Origin of the sequence: Campylobacter sp. RM16188, assembly GCF_012978795.1 — a bacterium.
Classification (GTDB): domain Bacteria; phylum Campylobacterota; class Campylobacteria; order Campylobacterales; family Campylobacteraceae; genus Campylobacter_A; species Campylobacter_A canis.
Window position 1 is genome coordinate 33,300 of record NZ_LIWQ01000008.1, and the last position, 14,734, is coordinate 48,033.

Below are 14,734 nucleotides of genomic sequence, written 5' to 3' on the forward strand. Positions count from 1 at the left end.
AAGCCTTTAAATTTAAGATATAACCCCTCAAAAGAGGGGCTAGAATGATCAAATAACAGCGTATTTTGCCCAAACGCAAACATCAAGCTCGTTAAGCTTGCCAAGAGTCTCTTTGGAAACTTTTTCATCTACAAGCACTACCGCAAGCGCAAATCCATGATCGTCGCGTCCAAGACGGAAGTCCGCGATATTTATCTTCTCTTCGGCTAAAATTGCACTTATCTTAGCAATAACGCCAGGAACGTCTGAGTTTTTAAAGATTATCATCTTGCCTTTTGGTTTAAAATCGGTCTTAAAGCCGTTGATATTTACTATGCGCTGCTCGGCTTCGTTAAATACCGTGCCGCTAACTGAAGTGATGCCTTGATCGGTGGTTATTTTAACTGTGATTTTGTTTTTATATCCGCTCTCAGGCACGATAGTAGTATCTGTTAAAATTCCCTTTTCATCGGCGATAAATTGTGCGTTTACATAGTTTATCTTGTCCCCCAGACTCTCTTTTAAAACACCGACTATAGCAAACGTAAGCATTGATTTTATATAGTTGCCCACCTGCCCGTTAGCTTCAACCTTAATAGCCTTAACAGGAGCCTGAGTAAGCTGTGCTCCTAAAAACGACATCTTTGAGATAAGCTCGATGTAAGGCTCTACAAAAGGCGGTAAATCCTCTGTCTTGATAGGTAAATTTAAAGCGTTTGGATAGCTTATGCCTCTAGCTGCACTTATGGCTTGCTCGGCTGCAGCAACTGCGATATTGCTTTGAGATTCAAGAGTATTTGCGCCAAGATGAGGAGTAACGCTTACATTTTCAAGGTCAAGCAAAGGATGATCGGTAGCCGGCTCACGAGAGAATACATCAATACCGGCAAATGCTATCTTGCCGCTTTTTAGTCCGTTATAAAGCGCTTCTTCGTTGTAAAGTCCGCCGCGAGCGCAGTTGATAAGTCGCACACCGTCTTTCATCTTCAAAATTTCATTTTCGCCGATGATATTTGCGGTTTCTTTGGTCTTTGGCGTGTGGATAGTGATAAAATCGCAAGCTAAGATATCATCAAAATCTCTCGTATAAACTCCGCCCATATCAGTTACTTTTGACGGATCGATATACGGATCGTAAGCTATGATCTTCATACCAAAAGACGCCGCCCTAATGGCAACTCTTGAGCCGATATTTCCAAATCCTATGACGCCTAAAGTTTTATTAAAAAGCTCAACTCCATACCACTTCTCGCGCTTCCAAATTCTATCCATTTTAAGGTCGTTATGAGCATAAGGAAGGCTTCTTGCAGCAGCCAACATATGAGCCATAGTCAGCTCAACTGCGGCTATCGTGTTTGCCGTAGGAACGTTCATAGCGATAATGCCTCGCTTCGAGCAACCGTCTATATCAACATTATCTACGCCAACCCCTGCTCTAACGAGAGCTTTTAAATTTTTAGCAGCATTTAAAAATTTCTCATCAATCTCCGTTGAGCTTCTAGTAATAGCCACATCAGCTTCTCCAATGATATTTAAAAGTTCATCTTTTGGCACCGAAGTAGCATCTATTACTTTTATATTTTCTTCTCGGTTTAAAATTTCAAAACCTATTTTATGAATAGCGTCGCATACAATTATCGTTTTCATAACCTGATCTCCTTTATGCTTGAGTGTATATCGTAAGTTTTAAGTTCGTTTATAACACGGTTTAAGACATCTTTATCTTGTGTGTTTAGATAGATTAAATTTGTTGAATTTTGCTTGACTATACTAAAATCAACCGAGACGCTATCAAGAGTTTGGCTAAGACAAAACATAGAGTATATATCGTCTTTATCGATAATCAGTTGATATACACTCTTGGTTTTACGAATTGCTTTGTCTTTAAACTCTATAAATATCTCGTTAGTCGCTAAAATATACTCTTTTTGAGGCAAATTTGCAAGCTCATTCACCCACAAATTTACCTGTTTATTCTCATTTTTTATCTCTGTTTGCTGAATTGTTTCGTTACCCAAATCGCCTTGAGCCAAATTTGCATTTGCATATCTCCAAAGCATAAAGCCTGAAGCGCAAACAAAAATCAACAAGCAGACGACGACAAAGGCAAACAGATGCCGTTTCATTTAAATTTACGACAATTGTTCTTTAATGATATCGCCTAAAGTTACCTTGTCATCGCTATTTATCTCATTTAGCACTTCGCGCTCTTTTTGCTTAGCAAGACGTCTGATACTTAGGCGAATTCTATTTTTTTTCTCGTCGATAAATGCGATTGCAGCTTCGATATTATCATTAATATTAAGCTCTTCAACTTTTACATTACCCATATCTTCTTTACGAATAAGAGCATCGATATTATCGCCAAGCTCTACAAAAATTCCAAATTCTTTAATATCGCGAATTTTGCCGGTCACGATATCGCCGACATTGTATTTTTTAGCGTATTCTTGAACAGGACTTTGCTTTAGATCTTTTAAGCTAAGCGAAATTTTTTGCTCGGCATTGTCGATCTTAACGATCTTAACTTCAATCTCATCGCCAACTTTAAACATATCTTTGCACTTATCATTTCTATCCCATGAAGCATCTTCGTTGTGAAGCAATCCTTCAACCGCTCCTATCTTAACAAAAGCTCCAAAATTTGTAACCGTAGTAACAGTACCTTTTACCACATCGCCTTCTTTAAATTTAGCTTTAAATTCATCAAAAGGTTTTGGCAAAAGATTTTTTAAACTTACTCTTAAGCGGCGATCTTTTACGTCTATTTCGATAACTTCGACATCAAGCTCTTCGCCTTCGCTTATATGATCTTTTGGATTTTTGATATTTTTATCCCACGAAATTTCAGAGATGTGCAAAAAGCCCTCTATGTCATTTCCAAGATCAACGAATGCGCCGTATGGTTCGATATTGCTAACGATTACTTTTATAGTATCGCCTACTTCCAGTCCATCTTTGATCTCATCCCAAGGATCAGGCATTGCGGCTTTAATCGATAAAGAAAGATGTTTTTTATCATCATCGTATTTGATAACTTTAACTAAAACCTTGTCGCCTTCTTGATAAAGCGAACCCGGATTTACGGGACCTTTGTAGCTGATTTCGCTATAATGAACAAGTCCATCGACTCCACCGACATCAACAAACATACCGTAAGTCGTGATCTTTTTAACCGTTCCTTCTATAACTTCTGGATTATCTACTATTGAGGAGATAGCCTCTTTTTTCTTGCGACGATTCTCGTCAAGTATTCTCTTTCTTGAAACGACTATGCTTTGCTCTTCTTTATCAACTTTAATAACTTTTACTTTGTAAGTTTTTCCGATAATTGAGCCGGCATCCTTAAAGCCGCTTTGAGATTTCGGCAAGAAAAATTCTATGCCGTCGTTATTTTGAGCTACGAAACCGCCTTTGTTCTTACTTACGATTTTTACATCAAAAATATCTTCGCTATCTTCGTTATAAGAATCTATATAAGCTTTAACCTTCTCTTTTCTTAAAGCTTTTTTGTGAGAAACTATAGGCCTTCCGCCTCTTGAGCCAGTAATCGCAACTTTTAACGTATCGCCGACATTAAATTTAAGATTTCCATCCTCATCGCTAATCTCAGAGATATTTAAAATACCCTCTGATTTTTTACCGACATTGACAAAAACCTCATCGCCTTTTATATCAACGATAATTCCGTCGCTATCTTCTTCGGTCTTTTTAAAAGACTCCTCTAACATCGCAGCAAAGTCTATATCTTCGATATCTTCATCCTTTGCCTTATTTATTTGAACATTTTTGTTCACCTCAGCCATCTTGGTCCTTTTGAGTATATTTTATCTGCGCCTACAAGAGGGCAAATTGAATTTATTATACTTAAAATATCTTATTTGCAGATTAACTATCTGAATTTTGGGTACAAATTTCAATTTACATCTAAAATTTAATTTCAAATTTTCACAAATTTTAATTTCGTTTTAAAAATCAGATAGTATAAATTTTAATCAGGCTTTAGCTCTTTAATTTTATTTATAACATCTTGGATAATCCAATCAGGAGTGCTTGCTCCCGCGCTTATTCCGCAATGATTTTTCCCTTCAAACCATGCGCCTTCAAGCTCGCTTTCATTTTCTATGAGGTAGCTATCGTCGCAAAAATTTTTAGATATCAGATAAAGCTGCTTTGTGTTTGAAGAATTTTTTCCACCTATTATAACCATAACATCGGCTTTTTGAGCTAAATCCTTCACGGCTTCTTGATTTTCAAGAGTAGCATTACAAATAGTATTAAAGACCCTTACTTCTTTAGTTTTTAGCATTAAATAATTTACAATCTGCATAAGTTTTTCGACTTTACGAGTAGTTTGGCTTACGACGGCAACTTTTTGAGATAGTTTTATGCCGTCTAGCTCGCTCTCTTCAAGTATCACATAAACTTTTCCCGCTGCGTATGACTTTACACCCTTAACCTCAGGGTGATTTTCATCGCCAAAGATAACGATATCATAGCCTTCCTTACTCATCTTTTCACAAATTTGCTGAGGCTTAGTCACAAAGGGACAGGTGGCGTCTATAACATTTACTTTGCTACTTTTAAGCCTTGCAAGATCGGTTTTGGTTATACCGTGAGTGCGGATTATAGCCTTTTTTTCTTCGCTTAGCTCATCAATTCCTTGCAAAGTTTTAACGTTAAAATTGAGTTTTAATCTATTTATCTCTTCGTTATTATGTATAAGAGGTCCTATAGTTGCCGCATCTTTAGCGTTTTCGGCGATCTTTATCGCTCGCTTAACTCCAAAACAAAATCCGTAACTACTAGCAAGCTCAATCTTCAACGCTAGCTCCAAGCTCTCTTAATATAGAGCCAAATTTCGGAAAAGAGGTCGATATAAATTCGCTCTTTTCGATCACCATTCCGCATTTAAGACCTAAAATAGCAAAGCTCATAGCTATACGATGATCGCCGTGGCTATCTATGATCGCACTGTTTGTCTCTGCACCTTTGACGCTAAAACCGTCTTCAAATTCACTTACTTCAAGGCCGCACTTCCTAAGCCCTTCAACCATAACGGCGATCCTGTCGCTCTCTTTTACCCTGAGCTCTTTTGCGTTTCTTATTACGCTTACTCCGCTTGCGTTAGCAAAAGCCACCGCAAGAGCCGGCACTTCATCAATAAGCCAAGAGATATTTTCGCTTACTTCAACGGCTTTAAGAGGAGCGTATCTTATCTCAATTTCGCCTATGCTCTCATATTCGCTACTAGTCTCTTTAAATTTTATATCGGCACCCATTTTTTCAAGCACCCTGTAGGCCTCTATGCGAGTTTTATTTAAAAGCATATTTTTAAGCACTAAATGTGAATTTGGGATAATCGCTGCCGCAACCGCAAAGAAAAATGCAGAGCTTGGATCGTTTGGTACAAAAATTTCAAGAGGCTTAAGAGGATTTTGCATCGGTTTTATCGATACTTCCGTGCCGTTTCGCTCTATTTGTGCGCCCATTCCTTTTAGCATTCTCTCGGTATGATCACGACTTAGCTCAGGCTCATTTATCACGCATCCGTTTGATTTAAGACCCGCTAAAAGCAAAGCGGACTTAACCTGAGCCGAAGCTATTTGGCTATCAAATTTAAAATACTCAAGCTTGCTTCCTCGTATCGCAAGCGGGGCTCTATCGCCGTTATTTGCGCCGTCTATCTTGGCTCCCACGCCAACAAGAGGCTTTGCGACCCTTGCCATCGGGCGGCGGTTTAGATATTCATCTCCGCTTAGCACGAAAAATCCTTCACTTGCAGCTAAAAATCCCATAAGCAGTCTCATCGCTGTGCCGGAGTTTCCGCACTCAAGCACGACTTCGGGCTCTTTTAAATTTTTAGGCGGAGTTATCGTTAGCTCATCATCGGTTTGGGAAATTTCAGCTCCCAAAAACTTGACGATATTTAAAGTATTTAGAGTATCTTCCGCTTTTAGATAGTTTTTTATACGAGAAGGCTTATCAGAAAGCAACGAAAATATCGCGCACCTATGAGATATCGATTTATCAGGGGCTATGACTTCTAAATTTGCATCTATCTTGTCTCTTAAAGCAAAAATTTTCATCTTATCGTAATACCTAAATTTGTATTTAATGCGCTTAAAATTTTATCCATTATAAGCGCGATATCATCATCCTCAAGCGTCTTTTGATCATCTTGGAACGTAAATTTGACCGTTAAACTGGAATTTGATCCTAAATTTCTATCCCTATAAATATCAACAGGTAAAAACTCCTTTAGGCACTCGATCTTAAGAGCTTTTATACACTCTTTTATCTTTTCAAATCTCATATCTTCAGGCACGATAAGGCTTAAGTCCCTACTTATCGCAGGAAATTTAGAATAAGCTTTCGCTACCGTTTTTTTGCATTTTAGCTTATCAAATTCCACTTCGCATAGATATGTCTTTGGCAAGTCGCGACTGTTTTCAACTCTTATATCAACTCTGCCGATGTAGCCTACGCAAATATCGTTTTGATAAATTTTAGCTTGCTCAAATTCGCTTAGATAGCCCACATCGCCGCTTGGCTTAAGCTCAAAATCACCGATTATATTTTTAATGGCTAACGCAAAGCTTAAGAAATCAACCTCGGCAGGCTTTGCGGAATTTAGCAAAGTAGGCTCTTTAACAAGTCCGCTTGCGATAAAGCCAAATCTCTGTTCTTGATCGCCGTTTTCGTTAAATACGCTACCTAATTCAAAAATTTTAACCGATTTTTTATAATTTTTGATATTTCTCTCGGCAGATTTTAAAAGATGATTTATAAGAGTCGGTCTAAGCGTATTTAACTCGCTTGTGATAGGGTTTGCAAGCTCGGCCTTGCAAGGCTTAAACCCAAGCTCGCTTAATTCTTTTGCATCATCAAAGACATAGTGAATCGATTCAAAAAACCCTACATCGGCAGCTTTTCGCCTTAAGTTAAGAGCTTGTTTGTAGTCTTTGTAAGTATCGTTTATCCTGCTTTGCTCACTGAATTTCAGAGGTTTTGAAGCTATGTTATCAATACCTATCATTCGCACTATCTCTTCGCAAACATCTTGCAAATTTAGCGTATCATGACGAAATTCAGGAACCTTTACATTTACGCTCTCCTTTTCGGCGTTTAAATTTACTTCAAATCCAAGCTTTTTAAGTATCCTAACCACATCATTTCTAGCGATCTCTTGCCCTATCATCCTATTCATTTCGCTCATCGTAAAGCTTACGAATTTAGGCTCTTTTGTAAGCAAAGTCTGCTGTGAGCCCGCATAAAGAACGGCATTTTTGAAATTTGCAAGCAGTTTAAAGAGATAATCAGCTCCAAAATCGATATTAGGCTCAGAGCCCCTAAGCGAACGATAAACTTGCGTAGAGCGAGGAATTTGCTTATCTTCAAATATAGTCGTAGCTATAACTTCAGGGTCGGTATAATTAGCCTCGATGATGATCTTTTTGCTATCTTTTTCAAGAGCCGCCGAGTCGCTTTGATATATGCCCGCAACTCCTAAAATTTGACCGCCTACAAGAATTTTGCTGGCAAGAAATTTATCTTTTTCAAGATCAAAAACAACCCTGTCTTCATCCTTTTTAAGCTTATCATAATCATACGCGTTAAATAGCACTCCGGTTGAATGCGTAGCATATTCCAAAAGTCTTTCCACGCAGTGTTCTTTGCTGCATTCAATGAGTGCTAATCTAATCTTCATAAGCAAATTCTCATTAATAGCATCTTTTAGCTCAAACACCCTATATTGAAAGCTGCTTTTTAAATTTTCCTCTGCATGAATCGCCAAAATTCGCCCGATTCCAAGCAAATTTTCAGCTTCGTCGTATTTGCTTGCATTTTTTAAAGGCAGATCAAGAGCTGCCGAAACATCCCTAGCGATACCGTAAACGCTTAAGCAATCACCCCTGTTTGGCGTTAGCTCTATCTCTATAAAAGTATCGTTTAGTATCGGATACTCGTTAAGCTCTTTGCCGAGTTTAAGCTCTCCGATACTCTCATCAAGAGGCATAATGCCGTCGTTTGTTTTTACCAATCCAAGCTCGCTGGAAGAGCAAATCATGCCGTTTGACTCTACGCCTCTAAGTTTAGCGCGCTTTATCTCAAGGCCGCTTGGCATAACCGCCCCCACAAGTGCTACAGGCACAAACTGTCCCGCTTCGACGTTTTTAGCACCGCAAACTATCTGAAGAGTTTCGCTCCCCACATCTACTTGACATACACTTAGCTTCTCGGCATTTTCATGCTTTGCTTTGCTTTTTACATACCCTACTACGATTTTTTCAGGAATTTTTATCTCATTAAAGCTATCAACCTCAAGACCTATCGAATTTAACGTCTTTAAAAGAGTTTCGTTGCCAGCATTTGATATATCTACCCACTCATTTAGCCAATTTCTTGAAATTATCATTTAAACTGCTCCAATAATCTTAAATCTCCCTCAAAAAGCGAGCGCAAATCAGGAATTTGATGAAGTAGCATTGCAAATCTCTCTACTCCAAGCCCAAAGGCATATCCGCTTACGTTTTTATAGCCGACCGCCTTAAATACGTTTGAGTCAACCACTCCGCATCCAAGCACTTCAAGCCAGCCTGTCTGCTTGCATACTCTACATCCTTCGCCCTTACAAAAGATACAGCTTATATCAACTTCGGCCGATGGCTCCGTGAAAGGAAAGAAGCTTGGGCGGAAACGAACCTGCACATCACCAAACATATATCTTAAAAAATTTTCAAGCATACTTTTTAAATTTGCAAAGCTAACAACGCCTTCATCTTCGACGACAAGACCTTCAACCTGATGAAACATCGGAGTGTGCGTTAGGTCCATATCGCGTCTAAAAACGCTTCCCGGAGCTATCATGCGAATAGGCGGCTTAGTGCTCATCATAGTTCTAACTTGAACCGGGCTGGTATGCGTACGAAGCAGCTTAAAGTCCTTAAAGTAAAACGTATCTTGCATATCTCGCGCAGGGTGATATTTAGGCAAATTTAGCGCCTCAAAGTTATGAAAATCATCCTCGATGAGAGGTCCTGTCTCAAGAGAGAAATTCTGCATCATAAAATACTCTATGATCTTATCCATAGTAGCCATCACAGGATGAAGAGCACCCGTTGAATTTGGCTCGTTAAAGAGCGTCACGTCTATAGCGCTTGCTTTCATCTTAGCCTTTATTTCGCTATTTTCAAGCTCTGATTTTTTGCTTGCAAGCAGGGTTTCAAACTCATCTCTTAGCTTATTTAAATTCGCCGCAAATGATTTTTTTTCATCATCGCTCATGTCTTTTAATTTCGCAAATTCGGATGTGATAAGACCTTTTTTGCCAAGTAGATCAACTCGAATTCTGTCAAGTTCGGCTAAATTACTACACCTACTTATACTATCTTTATACTCTTGCAAATTCTTACCTCGTGTTAAATTTTTTGTTCTGATTGTAGTCAATTTTTAATAAAATCTGCATAAAAGGTCTTTTTGCTTTATAAAATTTAGTTTTGAATTGTTATAATTTGAAAATTTTAAACAGGAGAAAGAAATGACAATTTTTGAAAAGATAGTAGCGGGCGAAATTCCTTGCAACAAAGTGTTGGAAAACGATAAATTTCTGGCTTTTAACGACATAAATCCAAAAGCGCCGATTCATATCCTTATAATCCCTAAAAAACACTTTAAAAATTTCCAAGAGATGGATGCGGGCTTAATGAGCGAGATGACTAAATTTATCCAAGAGGTCGCAACTCTTATGGGGCTTGATAAAAGCGGTTATCGCCTAGTAACAAACAACGGCGAAAACGGCGGTCAAGAGGTTATGCACTTGCATTTTCATATGCTTGGCGGCGCTAAACTCGGCTGGGTTGATGCAGCTACCGATCCGCAATCAACATTTTAAACCGACCGGAAGGGCTAAACACCCTTCTTTTGGTGTAAATTTCTATTTTTTTAAATTTTATCTTTAATACAAGCCTTTTTCAAATCCAAATTTTAGATTATCTTAAATTTTTCAGCCACTCGTTAATCAAATTTATCTGCTTTTGCACGCTAGAATTTGCTGTGCCGCCAAGTGAAGTTCTAGCCTCTTTTGAGGCGTGCAGATCTAAAAATTTAACCGCATTTTCATCTAAATTATCATCGACCTCTTTTAACTGCTCAGAGCTTAGCTCGCTTAGATCAACGCCCAAACTCTCGGCCTTTGCCACAGCCTTACCCGTGATAAAGTGAGCGGTTCTAAACGGCACGTTTTTTTCTCGCACTAAGAAATCAGCTAGATCGGTTGCGCTTAAATGCCCTTTTTTAGTCGCCTCAAGCATATTTTTTTCGTTAAATTTAGCCTCTTTCATCATCTCATTTAAGATATGAACCGATGTAAGCGCAGTATGTACGCTATCAAAAACCCCTTCTTTATCCTCTTGCATGTCCTTGTTATAAGCTAACGGCAAGCCTTTCATAGTAGTTAAAAGCGCTATCAAATTTCCATTTACGCGACCCGTTTTTCCGCGGATAAGTTCTGCCACGTCGGGGTTTTTCTTCTGAGGCATGATAGAGCTTCCCGTAGAGTAAGTATCGCTAATGGTTACAAAGCCAAATTCTTGCGAACTCCAGAGTATCAACTCCTCGCAAAGACGAGAAGCATGAGTCATCAAAACGCTTATGTTAAATAAAATTTCCATAGCAAAATCACGATCAGAAACGCTATCCATCGCATTTTGCGTAACACCGTTAAATTTAAGCTCTTGCGCCACAATCTTTCTATCTATAGGATGTGGTGTTCCCGCAAGCGCAGCTGAACCCAGCGGACAGAGGTTATTTCGCTCATGCGAGCTTGCAAATCGCTCATAATCGCGCTTAAACATAAAAGCGTAAGCAAGCAAGTGATAAGCAAGGCTTACCGGCTGAGCGTGCTGAAGGTGCGTAAAACCGGGCATTAGCGTATCAAGATGCTTGCTCGAAAGAGAGTTTAGAGTAGAGATGAGAGAGTAAATTTCATTCATGATTTCAAGCGAGCTACGCTGCACATAAAGTCTAAAATCAAGAGCGACCTGATCGTTTCTGCTACGTGCCGTATGCAGTCTTCCTCCAAGCTCGCTTCCAATGATCTCGCTTAGGCGCTTTTCAACCGCCATGTGGATGTCCTCATCCTCGATTTTAAACTCGAATTTATTATGCTCTATCTCGCCCAAAACTATATCAAGTCCTTTTATGATGGTTTGTGCCTCTTCTTGCTTTAGTATCCCGCACTCGCCAAGCATTTTTGCATGAGCCTTGCTACCTGCGATATCTTCGCGATAAAGGTTTTTATCAAATCCTATAGAGGCGTTAAACTCTTCAAGTAATTTACTGCTTTCGTTTTTAAATCTGCCCGACCACATCTTTTTCATGATTTTTCCTTTTTAAATTTAAATGCTATTTTATAAAATTTAGCCTAAAGAAAATCCAAATCGCCTACAGATTATGGAAATTCTATGATTTTAAAATTTGAAGCTATAATAGTAAAAACTCTAGGGAATTTTAAAACTTATGTCTTTACAGCTTGATATGAAAGAGTATGCTTCAAAAGAGAAATTTGCAAAACTTGGGCAAATTTTATCCTCAAACGATTCCGTTCAAGGGGATATAAAAGTCGGCGATTTGATGCTGTATAGATCAGATACTCTAGTGCTGTTTTATAAAGATTTCAATGAGAACTTTTATAAATACACAAAAATCGGCACTATAAAAAATACTGACGAGCTTTTAAAAGCGCTTGGAAATGGTGATGTGAAAGTAAAATTTAAGCTTCAAAAATAGTCTTTAAGGTTACTTTCTTAAACCTCTTCCTATAAGAACAAATACTATTATCACGCCGATAACCATAAGCGTGGCTTTGATTATATAAATTTTGCGTTCGCTTTTAGCTTTTGGCGAACTTTCGCTAAGGCGAACTTTGACCTCGTCTCCACCGCTCGTATTTATCGTAAGTATATCGCCCTCCAAGCCGCTTAAATTCACGCTTAAAGTGTTTGTTCCGCTTTGTTTAACCTCTGAATTTAAAAGAGCGGATGAGTTATAAGAGTAACTTGTAAGCAGGTCGTTGCAGTCCTTTGGACGAAAGAAAATTTCATATACGGTATCCGGTTTTACGCTCAGCACATCGCCGTCTTTTGCATCAAAATAAGGAAATTTAAGCGTTTTAGTCTTGAAATTCCACTTTATCTGTTTAGGTTCATTTTCTTGCGTGTAACTAAAAATAGCCGTATAATCTGCGCCAAATTCAAAAACATTTCTTGAAAACGCAGCAAACTGATGAGATGAAAATTTGCGGTTTATGTCGCTTTTTTGATCTAGAATTTTTAAATTTCTAAGCTTCTCATTGCCTTTATAAATTTCAAAATTCAGAAATTTTATATCTTTTAAATTCTCGTTAAACTCTATACTTACAGGGTTTGCGGTGATCTTGCACTCAGGAAACGGATCTGGAACTTCGCCGCTAAAATAAGGCACAACAGGAGCTTTATCAGGGAATTTTACATGCTGTTTGGTTGATTTTAAAAACCCTTCAAGCCTAGTGTCTTTTACTTTGATATCTTTATTCGCGCAGACATTTGTATAGAATTTACCGGGGCCGTTATCACTAGCACCTCTTTTGCAAAAGCCATTAAGGTTTGAGTTGCCCATCAAAAAAACATAAGCACTAAATTTATCAGAAGTTGCCGCGCTGAAACCTACTTCATTTACGCTTAAATTTAAAAAGGCAAACCGATGATAAATCGCCGAAAAAAGCCCGTCTATAGAGGTTATAAAGTCACTCTTGTAAGCTATATTTTCAAGCACGTGCATAGAGTTATAGCCTGTAAATTTTGCTCTATCGCCCGGAGTTACGCCTGTAAATTTAGAAAATCCGGCACTCTCGTCATGCCCCATATGTGAGTTGGCTACGCTGTATTCGGCATGATTTTTAGAAGCTAGGCTTAAATTTTCGTTGAATTTAAGCGCAAACAGCCCAGAACCTCTGCGGTAGTCGTTTAAATAGCTAAGCGCGTCGCTATCTATTATGTAAGAAATTTGAGGCTGGCTTGCCTCTTTGAGTCTTGCGGGATCGTAGCTATTTTTATAGTCACACCCCGCAAGAAAAATAAACCCGAAAGCAATCAGCCCAAATTTAAGCTTTTGGGCCTGCTTTTGCGTATTCAACGCCCTCTTTCACATCTTCATATCGTTTGAAATTTGCTTCAAACATCTTAGCCAGCTTATCTCTCATGGCTATATATTCATCTTTATTTTCCCAAGTATTTATCGGATTTAAAAGCTTTGTTTCCACGCCCGCAAGCTCTTTTGGGATAGATAAGTTAAATTTCTCAAAATTCTCAAATTCGCACTCTCTTATGCTTCCGTCAAGTATGGCGTTTATGCAAGCGCGAGTAGCTTTTATGCTCATTCTTTTGCCGACCCCGTAAGCACCGCCGCTCCAGCCGGTATTTACAAGATATACATTTACGTTGTGCTTATCTATTTTTTCGCCCAAAAGCTTAGCATATACGGTTGGATGAAGCGGCATAAATGGCTCTCCAAAGCAAGCGGAAAATGTCGCTACAGGCTCGGTTATACCGCGCTCTGTTCCTGCAACTTTAGCCGTATATCCGCTTAAGAAATAATACATCGCCTGCTCTTTTGTAAGCTTTGCAACCGGAGGAAGCACACCAAACGCATCCGCCGTTAAAAATATAATATTTTGCGGATGTCCGGCACTTAGACTTGGCTCGTGATTTTCAATATGCTCGATCGGATAGCTTACGCGCGTATTTTCAGTCTTGCTTCCGTCTTTATAATCAACCACTCCGTTTGCATCCGCCACGACGTTTTCAAGTAGTGCGTTGCGCTTAATAGCTGCATAAATTTCAGGCTCGCTCTCAGGATCAAGGTTTATACATTTTGCGTAGCATCCGCCTTCAAAGTTAAACACGCCGTCATCGTCCCAGCCGTGCTCATCATCGCCTATTAGCTTTCTTTTAGGATCTGTTGAAAGAGTGGTTTTGCCCGTTCCGCTAAGACCGAAGAAAAGCGCCGTGTCACCTTCTTTGCCCACGTTTGCCGAGCAGTGCATACTTAGCTTGCCTTCAAGCGGAAGCCAGTAGTTCATCATCGAAAAAATACCCTTTTTCATCTCTCCGCCATACCACGTTCCGCCGATTACTGCGACGTTTTCTTCTACGTTAAAGATAACGAAAACTTCAGAGTTTAGGCCGTCTTCTTTGTAGTTTTCGTTTGAGCATTTGCAAGCGTTATAAACTACAAAATCCGGGCTAAATTTCGCCAAATCCTCTTTGCTCGGGCGAATAAACATATTTTTTACAAAATGCGCCTGCCAAGCAACCTCTGTTATAAATCTAACCGATTTTTTACTCTTATCGCTTGAGCCGCAAAATGCGTCTTGCACGTAGATATCTTTACCGCTTAATCTATCCTTGGCCTTTTTAAGAAGTTTGTCAAAAAGCTCTTTTGAGATAGGCTGATTTACCTTTCCCCAAGCGATGTATTTAGCGCTTGGATCTTGCTTCACGAAATACTTATCCTTAGGGCTTCTGCCGGTAAAAATACCCGTATCGACCATAAAGGTTCCGTTGCTGCTTACCCTTCCTTCGCCGTTATTTTTCTCATGTTCAAAAAGCTCATCATAGCTTAAGTTATGATAAATATTTTTGATACCCTGCAACCCCAACTTATCGAATTCATTTACCATTGTTATTCCTTTTTATTTATATCATCTGATTTTATT

Annotated in this window: 12 protein-coding genes; 2 read left to right on the top strand and 10 right to left on the bottom strand. The window is 38.9% G+C overall.

Annotated elements, in window-relative coordinates; translation table 11 throughout:
* Nucleotides 1-48: 48 nt before the first annotated feature.
* The 7 genes from serA to CDOM16188_RS05860 all read right to left on the bottom strand — a co-directional run bounded on the left by serA (nucleotide 49) and on the right by CDOM16188_RS05860 (nucleotide 9,387).
* Nucleotides 49-1,626 (bottom strand): phosphoglycerate dehydrogenase, encoded by a 1,578-nt coding sequence (gene serA, locus CDOM16188_RS05830; protein WP_172200178.1) that lies wholly within the window; start codon nucleotides 1,624-1,626, stop codon nucleotides 49-51.
* On the bottom strand, nucleotides 1,623-2,105 hold the full coding sequence (locus CDOM16188_RS05835; RefSeq protein ID WP_172200181.1) for a hypothetical protein: 483 nt from the start codon (nucleotides 2,103-2,105) through the stop codon (nucleotides 1,623-1,625). The genes serA and CDOM16188_RS05835 overlap by 4 nt, the downstream gene beginning before the upstream one ends.
* A 6-nt stretch (nucleotides 2,106-2,111) precedes the next feature.
* Entirely contained in the window at nucleotides 2,112-3,785 is a 1,674-nt protein-coding gene (locus tag CDOM16188_RS05840) for a 30S ribosomal protein S1 (RefSeq protein WP_172200183.1), read from the bottom strand.
* Between the two features lie 185 nt (nucleotides 3,786-3,970).
* The gene (locus CDOM16188_RS05845; RefSeq protein WP_172200186.1) at nucleotides 3,971-4,804 is read right to left on the bottom strand and encodes a 4-hydroxy-3-methylbut-2-enyl diphosphate reductase; all 834 of its coding nucleotides are present in this window, start codon (nucleotides 4,802-4,804) and stop codon (nucleotides 3,971-3,973) included.
* The gene (gene aroA, locus CDOM16188_RS05850; RefSeq protein ID WP_172200189.1) at nucleotides 4,794-6,068 is read right to left on the bottom strand and encodes a 3-phosphoshikimate 1-carboxyvinyltransferase; all 1,275 of its coding nucleotides are present in this window, start codon (nucleotides 6,066-6,068) and stop codon (nucleotides 4,794-4,796) included. The genes CDOM16188_RS05845 and aroA overlap by 11 nt, the downstream gene beginning before the upstream one ends.
* Complete coding sequence (pheT, locus tag CDOM16188_RS05855; RefSeq protein ID WP_172200192.1) at nucleotides 6,065-8,398, bottom strand: phenylalanine--tRNA ligase subunit beta; 2,334 nt, start codon at nucleotides 8,396-8,398, stop codon at nucleotides 6,065-6,067. Before pheT ends, aroA begins: the two co-directional genes overlap by 4 nt.
* Nucleotides 8,395-9,387, bottom strand: coding sequence for a phenylalanine--tRNA ligase subunit alpha (locus tag CDOM16188_RS05860; RefSeq protein WP_169940429.1), 993 nt, complete (start codon nucleotides 9,385-9,387; stop codon nucleotides 8,395-8,397). The genes pheT and CDOM16188_RS05860 overlap by 4 nt, the downstream gene beginning before the upstream one ends.
* 133 nt (nucleotides 9,388-9,520) lie before the next feature.
* On the opposite strand from CDOM16188_RS05860, the gene CDOM16188_RS05865 reads away from it, so the two are divergent.
* A complete protein-coding gene (locus CDOM16188_RS05865) occupies nucleotides 9,521-9,874 on the top strand; it encodes a histidine triad nucleotide-binding protein (RefSeq protein ID WP_172200195.1) in 354 nt (117 codons plus the stop codon).
* A 97-nt stretch (nucleotides 9,875-9,971) separates the two neighbouring features.
* Here the strand turns inward: CDOM16188_RS05865 and argH are convergent, their stop codons facing one another.
* Entirely contained in the window at nucleotides 9,972-11,360 is a 1,389-nt protein-coding gene (gene argH / locus CDOM16188_RS05870; protein ID WP_172200198.1) for an argininosuccinate lyase, read from the bottom strand.
* Nucleotides 11,361-11,499: 139 nt separating this feature from the next.
* On the opposite strand from argH, the gene CDOM16188_RS05875 reads away from it, so the two are divergent.
* Entirely contained in the window at nucleotides 11,500-11,769 is a 270-nt protein-coding gene (locus CDOM16188_RS05875) for a cyclophilin-like fold protein (RefSeq protein WP_172200201.1), read from the top strand.
* A 9-nt stretch (nucleotides 11,770-11,778) separates the two neighbouring features.
* Here the strand turns inward: CDOM16188_RS05875 and CDOM16188_RS05880 are convergent, their stop codons facing one another.
* Entirely contained in the window at nucleotides 11,779-13,152 is a 1,374-nt protein-coding gene (locus CDOM16188_RS05880; RefSeq protein WP_172200204.1) for a CAP domain-containing protein, read from the bottom strand.
* Nucleotides 13,121-14,698 (bottom strand): phosphoenolpyruvate carboxykinase (ATP), encoded by a 1,578-nt coding sequence (gene pckA / locus CDOM16188_RS05885; RefSeq protein ID WP_172200207.1) that lies wholly within the window; start codon nucleotides 14,696-14,698, stop codon nucleotides 13,121-13,123. Before pckA ends, CDOM16188_RS05880 begins: the two co-directional genes overlap by 32 nt.
* Nucleotides 14,699-14,734 lie beyond the last annotated feature (36 nt).

Coding starts and splice junctions, on each gene's coding strand:
- CDOM16188_RS05875 (WP_172200201.1), top strand. CDS start 11,500: ATGTCTTTACAGCTTGATATGAAAGAGTATGCTTCAAAAGAGAAATTT.
- CDOM16188_RS05865 (WP_172200195.1), top strand. CDS start 9,521: ATGACAATTTTTGAAAAGATAGTAGCGGGCGAAATTCCTTGCAACAAA.
- aroA (WP_172200189.1), bottom strand. CDS start 6,068: ATGAAAATTTTTGCTTTAAGAGACAAGATAGATGCAAATTTAGAAGTC.
- argH (WP_172200198.1), bottom strand. CDS start 11,360: ATGAAAAAGATGTGGTCGGGCAGATTTAAAAACGAAAGCAGTAAATTA.
- pheT (WP_172200192.1), bottom strand. CDS start 8,398: ATGATAATTTCAAGAAATTGGCTAAATGAGTGGGTAGATATATCAAAT.
- pckA (WP_172200207.1), bottom strand. CDS start 14,698: ATGGTAAATGAATTCGATAAGTTGGGGTTGCAGGGTATCAAAAATATT.
- serA (WP_172200178.1), bottom strand. CDS start 1,626: ATGAAAACGATAATTGTATGCGACGCTATTCATAAAATAGGTTTTGAA.
- CDOM16188_RS05835 (WP_172200181.1), bottom strand. CDS start 2,105: ATGAAACGGCATCTGTTTGCCTTTGTCGTCGTCTGCTTGTTGATTTTT.
- CDOM16188_RS05840 (WP_172200183.1), bottom strand. CDS start 3,785: ATGGCTGAGGTGAACAAAAATGTTCAAATAAATAAGGCAAAGGATGAA.